The organism is Flavobacterium sp. AK-301 (assembly GCF_058310215.1).
On sequence record NZ_JBZEES010000036.1, the window covers coordinates 1 to 1,538 of the forward strand.

The 1,538-nt window shown below is 36.5% G+C and carries 1 protein-coding gene; it reads left to right on the forward strand.

Annotated features, from left to right (window positions below; genetic code table 11):
* The coding region (locus tag AC4FQX_RS15110; RefSeq protein ID WP_491168551.1) for a SprB repeat-containing protein at positions 1-1,538 on the forward strand (1,538 nt) is incomplete at both ends.

Consider the following 1,538-nt stretch of genomic DNA (forward strand, 5'->3'; position numbering starts at 1 on the left):
ACTGGTTGTGTAATTCATACGTCTCATACTGTGATAAATCCAGATGATTTGGTTCTGACCGTTACAAAATTAAATGATGTAGTTTGTCATGAAACAGAATCAGGTAAGGTTACTTTTTCAATAGAGAATACCGATTATTCAGGATTATTTAACTGGGAGATATTCATATTCAATACGACAACATCTATTAAATCAGGAACTTATATAAATATACCGGAAAACACAAAACCGATTATTGATTTAGGAGCCGGAAAATATACTCTTAAAGTGAAAGAGCAGGATTTCCCTTATTGTTCAAAATCAATAGAATTTGAAGTTTTTGAACCGGAAGTACCTCTGGTATTAAGCGTAGGAGAGCCGACCTCTGTAACCTGTGATCTTAACAAAGGAGAGATCAGAGCAACAGCAACAGGAGGCTGGGGAGATTATCAGTATCAGTTAGTCAATTTATTGAGTAACAGTGTAGTTAAACCCTTTTCAGAGAGATGGATCTTTAGTGATTTACCTCCGGGAGAGTATCAAATTACAGTAAAAGATCGTAGTGGTTGCGAAGTAGCATCAGAAAAGATTATATTAAGTGAACCTGTGCCGATAACAGGGACTATTGTTGCAGATGATTTATCCTGCTTTGGATACAAAAACGCTATAATTACAGTAGCTGCTACAGGTGGACAGGGAGTTGATACCTATGTTTATGTTTTACATTATGAGAATGGTACAACATCAGGACCCCAGTTAAGTAATGAGTTTTCAGGTTTAGGAGCCGGTACATATTATGTAACGATTTATGATGGATGGAATTGTAAAGGAGAGACCAATACTATTGAAATTAAACAACCGGATTCTATTATTGCTTCTTTATTAACCGATGAAGAGCTTAGCTGTAAAAAAGGAGCAGTATTAAAATTTGAAGTAACAGGAGGAACCGCTCCCTATCAGTATAGTATTGACGGAGATAATTATTTCCCACTTGCCAGAATAGAGGTACAGCCGGGCTCTTATAAATATTATGTAAAAGATGCCAACGACTGTGAGGCAGTACTGACTAATATAGTCGTTATAGCTCCAATTCCGGAGTTAACAATAGATTTAGATCTGTCAGATACTTTTGTAGGTTGCGATAGAGAGAGCAAAAATGCCAAAATAACAGCAACAGCAACAGGAGGTTTACTAGATTATTGGTATACATTAGTAAATACAGTAACAGGAGCAGAAATTGGTCCGCGAGAATCAGGTATTTTCAGTGGTCTTGGAGCAGGCACTTATAAAGTAAAAGTAACCAGTGTAGACTGCGAAGCAGAATCAGAAGAGTTTACTATAGAAGAACCTAGCCCTCTTATTGTGAGCGTAGACCAGAGAGAAGTAAGCTGTTTTGAAAAAACAGATGGAAAAATCAGTCTTTCAGTTACCGGAGGTTCGGGAGAATATCAATATGGTATATCGCTTGTCACATCAACTGAACCTATGAAATTAAGTTCAAAAAGTACTTATGAGAATTTAGGTGCAGGTTCTTATATAATAAAGGTTCAGGATAATAA